Raw genomic sequence first — 15,971 nt, forward strand, 5'->3', positions numbered from 1 at the left:
AACCATGAGTTCAGAGTCTCAATCAGTCTCTCAAACAGAACAAACAAATGAAAAGGCTTATGATTCCTCTAGTATTAAAGTATTACGTGGATTAGACGCGGTTCGTAAACGTCCTGGCATGTATATCGGTGACACCGATGACGGTACAGGTTTGCACCATATGGTGTTTGAGGTGGTGGATAATGCCATCGATGAAGCGCTCGCAGGTCACTGTGACGAGATCCTGGTTACCATTCATGAAGATGAATCGGTCAGTGTATCGGATAATGGTCGCGGTATTCCAACCGATATTCACCCTGAAGAAGGGGTGTCTGCGGCAGAGGTGATTCTGACCATTCTGCATGCAGGTGGTAAGTTCGATGACAACAGTTATAAAGTGTCGGGCGGTTTACACGGTGTCGGTGTTTCGGTTGTTAATGCTTTATCTAAAAAATTGCATTTGACCATTCATCGTGCGGGTCAGATTCATGAACAAGAATACGCGCATGGTGATCCGCAATATCCCTTAAAAGTTGTCGGTGAAACCGATACATCGGGAACCACTGTTCGTTTCTGGCCAAGTGAACTCACGTTCAGCCAAACCATTTTTAGTGTAGATATCTTGGCACGTCGTTTAAGAGAGTTGTCTTTCCTGAACGCAGGGGTTCGTATCGTCTTGCGTGACGAGCGCGTTAACCTTGAGCATGTTTACGATTATGAAGGTGGTTTATCAGAGTTCGTTAAATATATTAACGAAGGTAAAACCCATCTCAATGAAATTTTCCACTTCACTACAGATGCAGACAACGGCATCGGTGTCGAAGTGGCATTGCAGTGGAACGATAGCTATCAAGAGAATGTTCGTTGCTTTACCAACAATATTCCGCAAAAAGATGGCGGTACTCACCTTGCAGGTTTCCGTGCGGCATTGACCCGTGGCCTCAACAGCTACATGGAAAATGAAAGCTTACTGAAAAAAGAAAAAGTGGCTGTGACTGGTGATGATGCACGTGAAGGTTTAACTGCAATCATTTCAGTAAAAGTGCCAGATCCAAAATTCTCTTCACAAACCAAAGAAAAACTGGTGTCGAGTGAAGTCAAACCTGCAGTCGAGCAGGCGATGAACAAAGAGTTTTCGGCTTATTTGCTTGAAAACCCGCAAGCGGCGAAATCAATCGCTGGCAAGATTATTGATGCAGCACGTGCGCGTGATGCCGCTCGTAAAGCACGTGAAATGACACGTCGTAAGAGCGCTCTAGATATCGCAGGCCTGCCAGGTAAATTGGCAGACTGTCAGGAAAAAGATCCAGCATTGTCTGAACTTTATCTGGTCGAGGGTGACTCTGCGGGTGGTAGTGCGAAACAAGGGCGTAACCGTAAGATGCAGGCGATTTTGCCACTTAAGGGTAAAATCCTTAACGTTGAACGTGCACGTTTTGACAAGATGATTTCTAGCCAAGAAGTTGGTACGTTGATTACCGCTTTGGGCTGTGGTATCGGGCGTGAAGAATACAACCCAGACAAATTGCGTTATCACAAAATCATCATCATGACCGATGCGGACGTGGATGGTTCACATATTCGTACCTTGTTATTGACCTTCTTCTTCCGTCAAATGCCTGAGTTGGTTGAACGTGGTTATATTTATATTGCACAGCCGCCATTGTATAAGTTGAAGAAAGGCAAGCAAGAACAGTACATCAAAGATAATGATGCACTTGAAACTTACTTGATCTCAAATGCGATTGATGAATTAGCATTACATGTGAGCGCTGAGGCACCTGCGATTAATGGTTCTGCGTTGGCAAGTGTGATTGCCGATTATCAGGTATCGCAAAAGAGTTTACAGCGCCTAACGCAACGTTATCCAGCAAGTTTACTGGATGGCTTACTTGAGCTGGATGCATTCAAAGCCGATCATAACCATGAACGTGATTATGTTGAATCATGGGCAGAGCAATTACGTGTTGCAATTGAAAAATTACAGCCGAGCTTACGTCCTGAAATTAGCTTAGAAGCGTTTGAGCGTGAAAATGCACAAGGTGAGAAGTCGGCACATTATTGGCCACGTGTCACCGTATATGTACATAATTTGCCGCATTCGTATTTATTGGATGCTGGTCTGTTAAATTCTGCTGAATATGCGCGTTTGCTGAAAAACTCGAAGAGCTGGTTTAAATTGTTGGAAGAGGGTGCTTATCTTCAAAAAGGTGATCGTCGTATTCAGGTCAGCAATTTCCACCAGGTGTGGCAGCATATTTTACAAGACTCGCGTCGTGGCATGATGATCCAACGCTATAAAGGCTTGGGCGAGATGAATGCCGAGCAGCTTTGGGAAACTACCATGGATCCTGAAAACCGTAATATGTTGCAAGTGACCATTGATGATGCGATTGAAGCAGATCGCATGTTCTCCTGCTTGATGGGGGATGATGTTGAACCACGTCGTGCCTTTATTGAAGAAAATGCCCTGAATGCGGATATTGATGCTTAATTGTATGCAGCATCTGTTTTACATATTCTCAATCTAAATAAAAAAAGCGATGATTATTCATAATCATCGCTTTTTTTATACCCTAAGTTTCACGTGGAACCTATGAATGCGTGGTTAGTTTTCCACAAAATCACTGACTTGAATTAAGGCGTGTCCAAAGAGATATCCCGCAGTGACCAGAACACTAATCCAAAGTAAAGCACCCAGAATGTTATAGATCACAAAATGGGTGTAATTCATATTGCTTGAACCTGCTGCCAGAGGTGCAAATGAGCGTGCAAAAGGAATAAAACGAGCCAGTAAAATGGTTTTGCCGCCGTGTTTCAAGAAGAACACATTGGTCTTTTGTAGATATTCCTGCTTAATAAAGCGTGATTTTACGTTGAAAATACGATCACCAAAATGTCGACCGATATGATAGTTCACCATATAGCCCAGTGCTGCTGCAAAAAATAGGAGAGTGATCATATAGCCGAGATGCATGATTTCTACAACAGAGCACAAAGCGCCTACGGTGAGTAATAGACTGTCACCTGGTAAAAAAAACATAAACACAAAGGCGGTTTCTGAAAAAATAATCAGAAAAAGGATGGCATAAATCCATAAACCGTACTCTTGAACCAAAACTGGCAGAATATGTTCAAAATTAAAAAGAAAATCTAAAGAATTCATTCAGTTTGTATGATCCAAAATAGAGTACTCACCAAATTAAAGTACAAAAAATGTGAATTGAATTTAACCCTCGGGATTCATTCATCAGTTATAAATTTACCACAGTAGGGCTGAGTATATCGAGCCTGACACTAAAGCTCAATTTTCTGAGAAAGTTCCAGTTTTCACCTTATCCTAAATTCTCGACAAATTCATGACATTTTTAATGATATTCATAGTGTTTTTAAGTATCCAAAGCCTGTTTTGAGACCATAAATTGGATGATTCTGTTTAAACAAATGACCTTAAAAGATGTGATTCATACAGCTCAAAATACTTCGCTGCATGAATCATAGGGCAGTTTAATCTACAAATGAGCCTTCTAACGCTTCAAGCTCCATCATCAACTCTAAAAGCTGTTCTTCATGCTGTCCTAATTTGGCTTTCAGCTCAGTTTGTTCGTTCATGAGCTTGATTAAATCCTCTTTGCGGTTGGCTTCGTACAAGGCGCTATCTGCTAAAGTATTTTCTATCTCAGTTAAACGTGGCTGAACTTTTTCAATCTGAGCTTCGACTTTTTCGATATTTTTTCGAATTGGTCGGGTCATTTCACGGCGCCGAGCCGCTTCTTTACGTTGGGCTTCTTTATCTACTTTTGTGGCAGAGGCATGTGGGGCTGCACTTTGTTGCTGTAAGGCGTTTTGCGCATTGATCTGTTGCTGACGCGCTTCACGTAACCACTTGGCATAGTCTTGTAAATCACCTTCAAACTCGCTGCATTGACCTGCATGTACTAATAATAAGTCATCACAGACACTGGCAATTAACTGGCGTTCATGTGATACCAACACCACAGCGCCTTCAAAGTCTTGTAGTGCCATGGTCAGCGCAAGACGCATATCCAAGTCTAAATGGTTAGTTGGTTCGTCCAGAATCAAGACATTTGGACGTTGCCATACGATCAATGCCAAGGCTAAACGGGCGCGCTCACCCCCAGAGAAGCTCTCACATGGCGTATCCATACGCTCACCACTAAAGCCAAACCCGCCTAAAAAGGCGCGTAATGCGGCCTCACTGATCTGCTTGTCAGCAATACGCGCCAATTGCAACATTGGACTGGCATGGGCATCAAGGGCATCCATTTGATGCTGAGCAAAATAACCAATATTGAGGAGTTCTGAGGCCTTACGTTCACCTGCAAGTAGCGGTAAATCACCGACTAAGCTTTTGATCAAGGTGGATTTACCTGCGCCGTTCATTCCGAGTAAACCGATTCGGGAGCTTGGAGTAATTTGCAGGCGAATTTTCTCGGCAATCATCTTATCGCCGTAGCCTATGGTTGCAGCCTCTAAGCTCAACAATGGCGAACTCATTTTGGTCGGTTCGCGGAAGCTAAAAGTAAATGGAGTATCAACGTGCGCAGGCGCCAGTTGCTGCATCCGTTCCAATTGCTTAATCCGGCTTTGTGCTTGACGGGCTTTGGTGGCTTTGGCCTTAAAGCGGTCAATAAACTTCTGTAGATGGGCACGGGTTTCTTGCTGTTTTTCAAAAGCCTGTTGTTGTTGTGCTAAACGTTCACTACGGGTCGTTTCAAAAGTAGAATAATTGCCTGTATATAAGGTCAGTTCTTGGTTTTCGATATGCAATATATGATCGGTAATCGCATCTAAGAAATCTCGATCATGTGAAATCAGCACCAGTGTACCTTCATAAGCTTTGAGCCAGTCTTCTAACCACAAGATCGCATCCAAGTCCAAGTGGTTGGTTGGTTCATCCAGTAACAACAGGTCCGAACGGCTCATCAGGGTACGCGCCAAGTTCAAACGCATGCGCCATCCACCAGAAAAGCTTGCGACATTTAAACGGAGTTGATGATCAAGGAAACCTAGACCTGCCATAAGTTGCGCAGCTTTGGCAGGCGCAGCATAGCCATGAATCTCATCAAAACGACCATGCAGTTGAGCCAAATCATCATTACTGAGTTGATCAGGGTGTGCTAGTTTTTCTTGAATATCCCAATACTCTTCGTCACCTGACAGAACAAAATCAATTGCTGGTATTTCCAGCGCTTTGATTTCCTGCGCCATATGCGCCACAGTCCAGACCGCGGGGCGGGTCAGATTACCTTCATCTGCAACCAAATCCCCTAAAAAGGCAGCAAATAAGGTGGATTTACCTGCACCATTGACGCCTGTAAGACCAATTTTCCAGCCTGGATGAAGCTGCATCGATGCTTTTTGAAATAGAACACGCCCACCGCGGCGTAATGAAACTTGGTCAAACTGGATCATGAGCATGCAAAATAGCGAATAGATAGCTGCATTTTAAGGTGATCGTTCATGAATGCAAATTTTTATATTGAAGATCAAGTTGTTTGAATTGAATTGCTCAACTCATCGAAAAGTAGAGCAATTGCTCTATTTTTGTGACCTAAATCAGATTAATATTTAAATTATATGAAAAATAAGCAACATGATTAAAAAGATCGCAATGGGGTTTAAGGATGAACAAGGGAATTTGTGCATTGGGGACAATGCTGATTTTGGGGACATGTACAGACGTACAGGCAGTAACCAAGATATGTGTTTTTGATCTGTTGGGGAAGTCTGGCGAAGCCTACAAAGCCATGGAGGAGTGGTCATTGGCCGCGAAAGCATGGCATGGTGATACCTTACTGATCGGCTATCAGAATGAAGCACTGGCGGAAAATGATTTTGAGCAGGGTAAATGCGATGGTGTATATATGACTTCAATGCGCGCCCGTCGCTATAACAAGTTTGCAGGCTCGATTGATGCCATTGGTGCCGTACCCAGCTATGCCATTGCACAGAAGGCAATCAGTTTTGCTTTGGACAAGCGTAATCAGCACCGTTTGACCAGTACAATTGATCATGAAAACTTTGAAGTTGCAGGTATTTCGCAAATCGGATTGGCTTATATTTTTGTGAAAGATAAGAAAATGAATACCATTGAGCAAATCAAAGGTAAAAAATTTGCTGTTCTCGGTTATGACGAAGCACAAAAGATCGTAGTTAAAAGTCTGGGAGGACAGGCGGTAGTTTCAGATATCTCGGATATTGCGAGAAAGTTTAATAATGCTCAGGCAGATATCATGGCAGCCCCCGCTTATGCGTACAAGCCTTTAGAGTTGTATAAGGGGTTGGGCAATGAAGGGGCGATTATTACCTTTCCTGCAGTGAATATGACCATGGACCTGATTATCCGTTCTGATAAATTCTCGAATGCTTTTGGGCAGAATTCTCGTACATGGTTTCTGAATCGGTTGAATACCAATTTCAATCTGATTCAACGAATCGAAGCCGAATTACCTGCCAAATATAAAATCAATCTCAGCAATGAAGATAAAACCCGTTATCAGCAAATATTAAGAGAAGCGCGCATAGGACTGACCAAACGCGGGATTTATGATGCCAGCATGATGAGTGTGCTGAAGCGTGCGCGTTGTACTGTAGATCGGACCAATTTTGAATGTACGCTCGGCGGGGAATAAATAGCGGCTTTGGAGGATGAAACTGGCATTCAATGGCGCTCGGCTTGCATCAGATAAACTGTGATGGATTTGATTAAAATGTTGCAAAACCCGATGTATGTAGATAAAAGCGCTATGATTTTAGCCAAAATCTGACTATATTGAATAGGCACTGATGGAAAATTGTGCAGAATAGCAAAAAGGGAAAACAAGATGAAAAAGGGACTTTGGGCATGCGGGGCGATGGCTCTATCTGTCATGTCGACTTCTGTTCAGGCAAAACAAGAAATTTGTGTTTTTGATTTATTAGGGAAGGCTGGGGAGTCTTATAAACTGATCGAGGAATGGAAACTTGCCTCTAAAACTTGGCAGGGCGATGTCGAGCTCATTCCCTATCAAGATGAAGCAAAAGCAGAACAAGATTTTGATGCAGGCAAATGTGATGCGGTCTACATGACCTCAATGCGTGCACGTAAATATAATAAATTTGCAGGTTCTGTCGATGCGGTTGGGGCCGTGACCAGTAATGCGATTGCGCAAAAAGCAATTAGCTATGTGCTGGACAAGCGTAACCAGCACCGTTTAACCGCCACTGTGAATGGAGATAAATTCGAAGTTGCGGGCATTATTCAGGTTGGCCTGGCTTATATCTTTGTACGAGATAAAAAGATCGATACCATTGAAAAGGCCAAAGGCAAAAAATTTGCTTATTTACACTATGACCAAGCCCAAAAAGCCATTGTGGAAAGTATTGATCTGGTGGCTGTACCTTCAGATATTTCAGATTTTGTAAAAAAGTTTAATAGCGGGCAAGTGGATGTAATCGCAGCGCCTGCTTATGCCTATAAGCCTCTGGAAATCAGCAAAGGTTTAACCAATGGTGCATTATTTAATTTTCCTGTGGTCAATATCACAGGCGATTTGATTATTCGTCCTGCGAAATTCCCAAGTGGATTTGCTGCGCAATCTCGACAATGGTTTGTCAACAAGCTGCCAAGTAATTTTGCCATGGTACAACGTTTAGAAGCAGGAATGAATGCCAAAAAGATTACCTTGACCAATGAAGATAAGACCCGTTACCAAAAAATGTTACGGGACGGACGAATGAATTTAACCAAGCAAGGTGTGTACGATGCGAGTATGATGAATGTACTGAAACGTGCCCGCTGTACGGTTGAACGAACCAACTTTGAGTGTACTTTGAGTGGCGAATAAGAAAGGAGAACAGTGGCCCAGATATAAAACGATACACAAAGTGAGGCAGATATAACAAAATTGCCTAAGAAAATAATAGAAATGGATAAAAGAGGGTAAAAAATAAACAATCTGGTCATAAAAATAGAGTAGAAGCTCTATTTTTTTTCAAAAAACATGATTAATATTTGCTTCGAACAAGGAGACAAACATAAAGTTTGTGAAAGGATGAAAAATATGAAAAAAATTGCACTTGCTCTTGCAGCAACTTCGATCTTAGGTGTATCTGCTTCTACTCAGGCAGCAATTGATGTGTGTGTATTCGACTTATTAGGAAAGTCAGGTGAATCATACAAAATGATGCAAGACTGGGCACTCGCAGCAAAAGGCTGGGGCGCTGATGTCAACCTACTTGCAATCACGGATGAACAGGTTGCAGACAATAACTTTAAAGCGGGTAAATGTGCTGCTGTTGCGATGACAGCAATGCGTGCCCGTCCATATAACAAATTTGCAGGTTCAGTAGATTCATTGGGCGGTGCGCCAAGCAATGAAGTTGCACAGCGTGCAATTACTTATGTGTTAGATGCGCGTAATGCAGCAAAAATGACCACCAACTTAGGTGGCAATAAATATGAAGTTGCAGGTATTGCACCTTTAGGTGCGGCCTACATTTTCGTGCGCGACAAGAACATTAACTCAATTGAAAAGGCAGCAGGCAAAAAATTTGCAGTCTTGGGTTATGATGATGCACAAAAAATCATGGTTCAACGTATTGGTGCGCAAGCGGTACTTTCTGATATTTCTAACTTCGCTGCGAAATTCAACAATGGCCAGGTGGATATGGTTGGTGCACCTGCCTATGCTTACAAGCCATTGGAATTAAGCAAAGGTTTGGGTACAAACGGGGCGATGTTTAACTTCCCTGTTCTCCAAGTCACTGCGGATCTTGTTTTACGTCCAGAAAAATTCCCTGCTGGTTTTGGTCAAAAATCGCGTGATTACTTTGTGAAACAGCTTCCAAAAGCTTTTGCAATGATCAAACGCTATGAAGCTGAAATTCCAGCAAAATATAAAATGAACTTGACTGCTGAAGATACCTTGAAGTATCAAAAATTAATGCGTGACGGCCGTTTAGATATGACGAAACGTGGCATTTACGATGCAGGCATGATGTCTGTATTGAAGAAAGCGCGTTGTTCAGTAGATAAAGCAAACTTTGAATGTGCATTGCCTGGTGAATAATCAGAAATTGCAATAAAGCGTACTTAAAGCCTAGATTCATCTAGGCTTTTTGTTTTTTTGTAGATGTCATTTAAGCCATTGTCTTGTTTACTAAAGAGCAGGATCATAATTCAATATAACAATCCAAATGAAATCGTGAGATTTAAAAAATATGCTTTAATCAGGATGATTGGACGTGACGATTTTAAAACATTGATTCATGGGTAAACCGTATTTAAAGATATACCGCCAGTCTTTTGATTTTGGATGGAATGCAACAACAATCAGCATAGATGCAAAGGAAAAATAATATGCAATGGTTTAAAACTTTATTACTTGCGACTGGGATCGCTGCGGTATCTGCGGGTGCTCAGGCCAAACAAACAATTTGTGTATTTGATATCGTCGGTAAAAGTGGCGATGTCTATGCATTAATGAAGGATTATCAGCTCGCTGCAAAAACATGGGGTGCTGATATTGAGCTAAAAGTTGGAACCAATGAGGCCGTGATTGCAGAAGACTTTAAAGCAGGTAAATGTGATGGTGTCAGTATTACCGGAATGCGTGGTCGCCAATTTAATCAGTTTACGGGTTCATTGGATGCAATCGGGGCGATTACAGATCTTAAGCTCGCGGTAAAAGTTATGCAGGGTTTAGCTAGTCCAACATTTGCCAAAGCCATGGTCAATGGCAAATACGAAGTGGTTGGAGTGATCCCTGTGGGGGATGCCTATTTATTGGTGAATGACCGAAATATCAATACCGTGGCCAAGGCTGCAGGCAAGAAAATCGCCGTACTTGATTATGATGAAGCACAAAAAATTATGGCTTCACAAGTCGGCGCGCAAGCAGTCAGTTCAGATATTACCAACTTCGGTGCCAAGTTTAATAATGGTCAGGTTGATATTATTGGCGCACCAGCTGCAGCCTTTAAGCCTTTAGAGTTATATAAGGGGTTAGGAAGCAAAGGTGCGATTGTCAATTATCCGATTTTACAAGTGACAGGTAATCTAATTATCCGCCCTGAAAAATTCCCAGAAGGGTTTGGTCAAAAGTCGAGAGAGTGGGTTAAGGCCCAACTGCCACGTGCCTTTGGTATTCTAGGTAAGATGAAAGCCGATATTCCACAAAAATACTGGATGGAAGTACCTGCTGCAGATAAACCAGGCTATCAAAAGTTGATGCGCGAAGCACGGATCAATCTGACAGCAAAAGGAATTTACGACAAGCGTATGATGAAATTGTTATGGCAATTCCGTTGCCGTGAAGATGCCAAGAATTTTGAATGTGGCTTACAAGATGAGAACTATAAATAATCTTGTAAAAAGTGTTTGAGGAGACTTTAAAACTTCAAATACAGACCCGATATTGAGTATGCTATACTACATATCGGGTCTTTTATTTATGAAAGACGTATTGAAGTCTGAGGAATATCCATCATGAACGCCCAAGCTCTAGAATTGTCAGATAGTGCTGCTAACAAAGTTCGCCAACTACGCGAAAGTGAAGGAAATAACGACCTTATGTTACGTGTTTATGTAACAGGTGGGGGGTGTTCAGGGTTCTCTTATGGCTTTAACTTCGCTGAAAGCGTCAATGAAGATGATGCTGAATTTATGAATGGCGACGTTAAAATGCTGGTTGATTCACTCAGTTATCAATATCTTGTTGGGTCCGTAGTCGATTATTTGGAAGGGCTTGAAGGCTCTCGTTTTGTAGTTCAAAACCCGAATGCGACCACCACTTGTGGTTGTGGTTCATCGTTCTCGATTTAATAGATTTTTGCTGTAAAAAAAAGCTTCTCCAATTGAGAAGCTTTTTTTATGGCTTTAGACGACTGTAATAGTGCCGAGAATACGGTCACCCGATGCGCCTGTGACCGCAGGTAAGTTACCACTGAGCTGCTCGACGAAACGCATTGCCAGCCATGCAAATGCCGTGGCCTCTACCCATGTTGGGGCTAGGCCGAGCGCATCCGTGGTCTGAACTGACCAATGGTGCTTGCGCAAACGCCAACGGAGTTGCTCAAGTAAATGTGAGTTATAGGCACCGCCACCACAGACATAGATTTCCCCTGTCGGCATGCTTTCTTTACTGCGATAAATCGCTTTCTTAATGGCACGTGTGGTCAGTTTCATTAAGGTGGCCTGAACATTTTCGGGGGTATCTTCCAGCTCGTCATAGCCGAGATCATTGCGCCAATCACTGAGCTGTTCATCTAGCCATTCTAGGTTAAAGTCCTCGCGACCTGTACTCTTCGGAGGTTCTTTGGCAAAAAACTCATGGCTTTGCAAACGATCTAGTAATGAGCGAATGGGGTTGCCATAGGCCGCCCAGTCACCATTTTCATCATAAGGATGACCTGTATGGCGATGACACCAGCCATCCATCAAAATATTGGCAGGACCTGTATCAAAGCCATAAACGCCGTCTGCATTATTTGCAGGAAGCATACTGATATTGGCAATGCCACCTAAATTCAGGATCACACGATGAATACTGTCATGCTGAAATAAGGCTTGATGGAAAGCTGGAACTAAGGGTGCGCCTTGTCCCCCGGCGGCCATATCACGACGACGAAAATCAGAGACTACAGGTAGTTGGGTGATTTCAGTGATGATATTGGGGTCACCAATTTGTAAGGTAAAACCATGTTCTGGGCGATGACGAATGGTCTGCCCATGTGATCCAATCGCTTTAATCTGTGCTCGGTCTAAATTATTGTTTTCAATCAGTTGATTGATGCCATGTCCAATCATTTGCGCCAAAGCCACATCGGCTTTGCCCATACGATCAATTTCATTGTCATCTGGCAGGGTTAAGGCCATCAGCTCATCACGTAAATCAGGCTCAAAAGGCACCGTTAGCGTGGCATGCAGCGTTAAAGGGTCGAATGAAGTTGCAACAATATCAACACCATCCATGCTCGTGCCTGTCATTACACCAATATAGATCGCGCTCATATACAACTTATCCTGCAAGATGCTGAAAAAATGTTAGTATATCGCACAAATTGAATAACTGATGTGTTTAGGTTTTGTGATGTCAAATTTCTTGCCAGCCGAAGAACAGCTTGCTCTCATTCAACGAGGCACGCACGAGATTATTTCTGAAGAAGATTTATTGAAAAAACTCAAAGAGAATCGTCCACTCCGAGTAAAAGCAGGCTTTGACCCTACGGCTCCAGATTTACACTTAGGCCATACGGTTCTAATTAACAAATTAAAAACTTTCCAAGATTTGGGACATGAAGTGACTTTCCTGATTGGTGACTATACCGCGATGATCGGTGATCCAACGGGCAAAAGTGCAACGCGTCCGCCGTTATCACAAGAACAGGTCATTGCCAATGCAAAAACCTACCAAGAACAAGTTTTTAAAATCCTAGATCCAAATAAAACCAAAGTCCGTTTTAACTCAGAATGGTTCAGTCAAAAAACCGCAGCTGATTTAATTCAGTTGGCAAGTCAGCAAACTGTATCGCGTATGCTAGAACGTGATGACTTTACCAAGCGCTATAATAACCATCAGCCGATCGCAATTCATGAGTTCCTGTATCCATTGGTTCAAGGTTATGACTCGATTGCGCTTGAGGCAGATGTTGAGTTAGGTGGTACAGACCAGACCTTTAACTTGTTAATGGGTCGTACTCTACAAGGTCGTTACGGTCAAGAATCACAAGTGTGTATTACTGTGCCGATTCTTGAAGGTTTGGATGGCGTGAATAAGATGTCTAAATCTTTAGGTAACTATATTGGTGTATTTGACACCCCTGGTGCGATGTACCAAAAAATCTTGTCGATGCCAGATAGTTTGATCGAACGTTACTTTGATTTACTCAGCTTTAAATCATTGGATGAAATCAAAGTTTTACTGGATGAAATGGCTGCAGGCCGTAACCCACAAGAAATCAAACGTATCTTGGCGCTTGAGTTGGTTGAACGTTTCCATGATGCAGAAGCGGCAGAAAATGCACATAAGAGTGCAGGTAACCGTGTAACTGAAGGTGAAGTACCAGAAGATACCCCAGAAGTAACCATTTCTCGTGGCGAGTTTGGTGGTGAGTTATTTATTGCAACCATTCTCCGTGTGGCAGGTTTAAACCCGAATGCCGCTGCTGCTAAAGACGCCGTGGGTCGTGGTGCGGTTAAAGTCGATTGGAATGTGGTGGATATGAGCTACTCTGTAAAAGAGAATGTCACTTTAATCATTCAATCGGGTAAAAAAGCCATTGCACGTGTGACTTTCACTGATTAAATCGAAAAGAAAATAATAAAAAGCAGGCCATGAGCCTGCTTTTTATACGTAAATAGCTGATAAAAACAACGAAAACACTGATTTTGTAGAAAAAAGAAACATGCAAAAGAAAATAATAAAAAAGGGGGTTGTATTGGGTTAGGAATGCTGTAGAATGCACATCCATCGGCGGTGATGCAGATAAAAACTTATTGAGAAACAAGGATTTGGCTGAAAAGGTTAGATTCTTGAGTTGATTAATAAGTTTGCTAAATATCTAAATTACCTGTTGACTTTTAAGAAATTGAGAGTAATATAGCCGACCTAGCTTGATGATGACGAATCATCGAGAAGATCATTAAGAGAATAGAAGAACAACTTGTGTGGATTTTTACTAGTTGATCAATCGAAAATATTTCATTGATTGAAGAGTAGAAATTTCTCGAAGTTTATTTGAGCGAATTTTTAGTCAGAAAATTGATGAGCCAAGATTTGTAGCCATAAGCTACTAATGATTTTAAACTGAAGAGTTTGATCATGGCTCAGATTGAACGCTGGCGGCAGGCTTAACACATGCAAGTCGAGCGGGGAAGGGTAGCTTGCTACCTAACCTAGCGGCGGACGGGTGAGTAATGCTTAGGAATCTGCCATTTAGTGGGGGACAACATTCCGAAAGGAATGCTAATACCGCATACGTCCTACGGGAGAAAGCAGGGGATCTTCGGACCTTGCGCTAAATGATGAGCCTAAGTCGGATTAGCTAGTTGGTGGGGTAAAGGCCTACCAAGGCGACGATCTGTAGCGGGTCTGAGAGGATGATCCGCCACACTGGGACTGAGACACGGCCCAGACTCCTACGGGAGGCAGCAGTGGGGAATATTGGACAATGGGCGGAAGCCTGATCCAGCCATGCCGCGTGTGTGAAGAAGGCCTTATGGTTGTAAAGCACTTTAAGCGAGGAGGAGGCTACTTAGATTAATACTCTAGGATAGTGGACGTTACTCGCAGAATAAGCACCGGCTAACTCTGTGCCAGCAGCCGCGGTAATACAGAGGGTGCGAGCGTTAATCGGATTTACTGGGCGTAAAGCGTGCGTAGGCGGCTTTTTAAGTCGGATGTGAAATCCCCGAGCTTAACTTGGGAATTGCATTCGATACTGGGAAGCTAGAGTATGGGAGAGGATGGTAGAATTCCAGGTGTAGCGGTGAAATGCGTAGAGATCTGGAGGAATACCGATGGCGAAGGCAGCCATCTGGCCTAATACTGACGCTGAGGTACGAAAGCATGGGGAGCAAACAGGATTAGATACCCTGGTAGTCCATGCCGTAAACGATGTCTACTAGCCGTTGGGGCCTTTGAGGCTTTAGTGGCGCAGCTAACGCGATAAGTAGACCGCCTGGGGAGTACGGTCGCAAGACTAAAACTCAAATGAATTGACGGGGGCCCGCACAAGCGGTGGAGCATGTGGTTTAATTCGATGCAACGCGAAGAACCTTACCTGGCCTTGACATACTAGAAACTTTCCAGAGATGGATTGGTGCCTTCGGGAATCTAGATACAGGTGCTGCATGGCTGTCGTCAGCTCGTGTCGTGAGATGTTGGGTTAAGTCCCGCAACGAGCGCAACCCTTTTCCTTATTTGCCAGCGAGTAATGTCGGGAACTTTAAGGATACTGCCAGTGACAAACTGGAGGAAGGCGGGGACGACGTCAAGTCATCATGGCCCTTACGGCCAGGGCTACACACGTGCTACAATGGTCGGTACAAAGGGTTGCTACCTAGCGATAGGATGCTAATCTCAAAAGCCGATCGTAGTCCGGATTGGAGTCTGCAACTCGACTCCATGAAGTCGGAATCGCTAGTAATCGCGGATCAGAATGCCGCGGTGAATACGTTCCCGGGCCTTGTACACACCGCCCGTCACACCATGGGAGTTTGTTGCACCAGAAGTAGGTAGTCTAACCGCAAGGAGGACGCTTACCACGGTGTGGCCGATGACTGGGGTGAAGTCGTAACAAGGTAGCCGTAGGGGAACCTGCGGCTGGATCACCTCCTTAACGAAAGATTGGTGACTGGTAAGAATCCACAACAAGTTGTTCTTCGAAGATGTATCTGAGGGTCTGTAGCTCAGTTGGTTAGAGCACACGCTTGATAAGCGTGGGGTCACAAGTTCAAGTCTTGTCAGACCCACCAAATCTGATTGCTGAAGCTTAGATTAAAAGATATGTCGTTCATTAAGTGATAAGCTGGGGACTTAGCTTAGTTGGTAGAGCGCCTGCTTTGCACGCAGGAGGTCAGGAGTTCGACTCTCCTAGTCTCCACCATGAATTAAAAGAGTTTGTAAGAACGAAATTAATTCAAAGCTAAGAAGATTATAGAGTTTAGTGAATACAGTCCAAGTTGACTGGTTTATTAATCTCTGTGATTTATCACAGTTTACTACGCACCGACGAGGTGGTAGTTAATCATTAACAGATTAGTAGAATTGAGTCTGAAATAAATTGTTCAAACTCGATTAATTTGACACTAACGGTAATACGTAAGTATTTCAGTTAGATGAAGAGTTAATCTGAGAACTAGCAAAAACACTGAATCAAGCGTTTTGGTATATGAATTTAGATTGAAGCTGTACGGTGATTAAGTTCACGAAACAACAAGCTGTATGAATTAATGTTTACATTGATTCTGTTGCTACACCCACTTG

The 15,971-nt window shown here is 43.1% G+C and carries 10 protein-coding genes, 2 tRNA genes and 1 rRNA gene; 10 read left to right on the forward strand and 3 right to left on the reverse strand.

Annotated features, from left to right (window positions below):
- The first annotated feature begins 4 nt into the window (after positions 1–4).
- On the forward strand, positions 5–2,473 hold the full coding sequence (gene gyrB, locus NQU59_RS03450) for a DNA topoisomerase (ATP-hydrolyzing) subunit B (protein WP_257065030.1): 2,469 nt from the start codon (positions 5–7) through the stop codon (positions 2,471–2,473).
- A 114-nt stretch (positions 2,474–2,587) separates the two neighbouring features.
- Here the strand turns inward: gyrB and NQU59_RS03455 are convergent, their stop codons facing one another.
- Both NQU59_RS03455 and NQU59_RS03460 read right to left on the reverse strand, forming a co-directional pair.
- Positions 2,588–3,145, reverse strand: coding sequence for a VTT domain-containing protein (locus NQU59_RS03455; protein WP_005244803.1), 558 nt, complete (start codon positions 3,143–3,145; stop codon positions 2,588–2,590).
- A 341-nt stretch (positions 3,146–3,486) separates the two neighbouring features.
- Positions 3,487–5,415, reverse strand: a complete 1,929-nt coding sequence (locus NQU59_RS03460) for an ATP-binding cassette domain-containing protein (RefSeq protein ID WP_257065032.1) — start codon at positions 5,413–5,415, stop codon at positions 3,487–3,489.
- Between the two features lie 212 nt (positions 5,416–5,627).
- Between NQU59_RS03460 and NQU59_RS03465 the strand changes: the two genes are divergently transcribed.
- The 5 genes from NQU59_RS03465 to erpA all read left to right on the forward strand — a co-directional run bounded on the left by NQU59_RS03465 (position 5,628) and on the right by erpA (position 10,807).
- Complete coding sequence (locus tag NQU59_RS03465) at positions 5,628–6,635, forward strand: putative solute-binding protein (protein ID WP_257065033.1); 1,008 nt, start codon at positions 5,628–5,630, stop codon at positions 6,633–6,635.
- Between the two features lie 192 nt (positions 6,636–6,827).
- A complete protein-coding gene (locus NQU59_RS03470) occupies positions 6,828–7,829 on the forward strand; it encodes a putative solute-binding protein (RefSeq protein WP_257065034.1) in 1,002 nt (333 codons plus the stop codon).
- A 216-nt stretch (positions 7,830–8,045) separates the two neighbouring features.
- Entirely contained in the window at positions 8,046–9,053 is a 1,008-nt protein-coding gene (locus NQU59_RS03475) for a putative solute-binding protein (protein ID WP_005244813.1), read from the forward strand.
- A gap of 290 nt (positions 9,054–9,343) precedes the next feature.
- Positions 9,344–10,348: a putative solute-binding protein gene (locus NQU59_RS03480; RefSeq protein WP_005244815.1), complete on the forward strand. Its 1,005-nt coding sequence runs from the start codon at positions 9,344–9,346 to the stop codon at positions 10,346–10,348.
- A gap of 123 nt (positions 10,349–10,471) precedes the next feature.
- Positions 10,472–10,807, forward strand: coding sequence for an iron-sulfur cluster insertion protein ErpA (gene erpA, locus NQU59_RS03485; RefSeq protein ID WP_005244817.1), 336 nt, complete (start codon positions 10,472–10,474; stop codon positions 10,805–10,807).
- Positions 10,808–10,861: 54 nt separating this feature from the next.
- Here the strand turns inward: erpA and NQU59_RS03490 are convergent, their stop codons facing one another.
- Positions 10,862–11,995 carry an anhydro-N-acetylmuramic acid kinase gene (locus tag NQU59_RS03490; RefSeq protein WP_005244818.1) on the reverse strand — a complete coding sequence of 378 codons (1,134 nt, stop codon included), beginning with the start codon at positions 11,993–11,995 and terminating at the stop codon, positions 10,862–10,864.
- 61 nt (positions 11,996–12,056) lie between these two features.
- Between NQU59_RS03490 and tyrS the strand changes: the two genes are divergently transcribed.
- From tyrS to NQU59_RS03510, 4 genes are all read left to right on the forward strand, one after another.
- On the forward strand, positions 12,057–13,289 hold the full coding sequence (gene tyrS, locus NQU59_RS03495) for a tyrosine--tRNA ligase (protein ID WP_009506246.1): 1,233 nt from the start codon (positions 12,057–12,059) through the stop codon (positions 13,287–13,289).
- Between the two features lie 498 nt (positions 13,290–13,787).
- A 16S ribosomal RNA gene (locus NQU59_RS03500) occupies positions 13,788–15,324 on the forward strand.
- A gap of 59 nt (positions 15,325–15,383) precedes the next feature.
- A tRNA-Ile gene (locus tag NQU59_RS03505) sits at positions 15,384–15,460 on the forward strand.
- A gap of 55 nt (positions 15,461–15,515) precedes the next feature.
- A tRNA-Ala gene (locus NQU59_RS03510) sits at positions 15,516–15,591 on the forward strand.
- The last annotated feature ends 380 nt before the right edge of the window (positions 15,592–15,971 follow it).

Source organism: Acinetobacter colistiniresistens (assembly GCF_024582815.1).
In the GTDB taxonomy this organism is placed as follows: domain Bacteria; phylum Pseudomonadota; class Gammaproteobacteria; order Pseudomonadales; family Moraxellaceae; genus Acinetobacter.

What these genes read in the sequence shown, in the direction of transcription:
- gyrB (WP_257065030.1), top strand. Translation starts at nt 5, where the DNA reads ATGAGTTCAGAGTCTCAATCAGTCTCTCAAACAGAACAAACAAATGAA.
- NQU59_RS03455 (WP_005244803.1), bottom strand. Translation starts at nt 3,145, where the DNA reads ATGAATTCTTTAGATTTTCTTTTTAATTTTGAACATATTCTGCCAGTT.
- NQU59_RS03460 (WP_257065032.1), bottom strand. Translation starts at nt 5,415, where the DNA reads ATGATCCAGTTTGACCAAGTTTCATTACGCCGCGGTGGGCGTGTTCTA.
- NQU59_RS03465 (WP_257065033.1), top strand. Translation starts at nt 5,628, where the DNA reads ATGAACAAGGGAATTTGTGCATTGGGGACAATGCTGATTTTGGGGACA.
- NQU59_RS03470 (WP_257065034.1), top strand. Translation starts at nt 6,828, where the DNA reads ATGAAAAAGGGACTTTGGGCATGCGGGGCGATGGCTCTATCTGTCATG.
- NQU59_RS03475 (WP_005244813.1), top strand. Translation starts at nt 8,046, where the DNA reads ATGAAAAAAATTGCACTTGCTCTTGCAGCAACTTCGATCTTAGGTGTA.
- NQU59_RS03480 (WP_005244815.1), top strand. Translation starts at nt 9,344, where the DNA reads ATGCAATGGTTTAAAACTTTATTACTTGCGACTGGGATCGCTGCGGTA.
- erpA (WP_005244817.1), top strand. Translation starts at nt 10,472, where the DNA reads ATGAACGCCCAAGCTCTAGAATTGTCAGATAGTGCTGCTAACAAAGTT.
- NQU59_RS03490 (WP_005244818.1), bottom strand. Translation starts at nt 11,995, where the DNA reads ATGAGCGCGATCTATATTGGTGTAATGACAGGCACGAGCATGGATGGT.
- tyrS (WP_009506246.1), top strand. Translation starts at nt 12,057, where the DNA reads ATGTGTTTAGGTTTTGTGATGTCAAATTTCTTGCCAGCCGAAGAACAG.